Here is a 312-nt window from a genome sequence, read left to right as displayed (position 1 = left end):
AGGAAAGCCCGAGAGGGTGAGTACAAAGGAAGCGTCCGTTCCTTGAGAACTCAACAGCGTGCCAAAAATCAACGCCAGATATGTTGATACCCCGTCTCCGGCCATCACGGTTGGGACGAGGTTCCTTTGAAGAACACATACAGCGAGGACGCTGTGAACGGCCGCCTTATTCCGGTGGTCGTTCCGCTCTCGTGATGTGTGCACCGGATAACCGGTAAACATTCACGGAGAGTTTGATCCTGGCTCAGGACGAACGCTGGCGGCGTGCTTAACACATGCAAGTCGAACGATGAACCACTTCGGTGGGGATTA

General features: G+C 54.2%; 1 rRNA gene. It reads left to right on the top strand.

The features are described 5' to 3' along the window. Positions 1–221 precede the first annotated feature (221 nt). Positions 222–312, top strand: a 16S ribosomal RNA gene (locus tag OO70_RS50915); the annotation flags it as partial.

This window comes from Streptomyces xylophagus, from assembly GCF_000716435.1.
GTDB lineage: Bacteria > Actinomycetota > Actinomycetes > Streptomycetales > Streptomycetaceae > Streptomyces > Streptomyces xylophagus.
The sequence above is the reverse complement of the archived record's forward strand: the minus strand, read 5'-3'. Positions and strand labels throughout refer to the sequence as shown.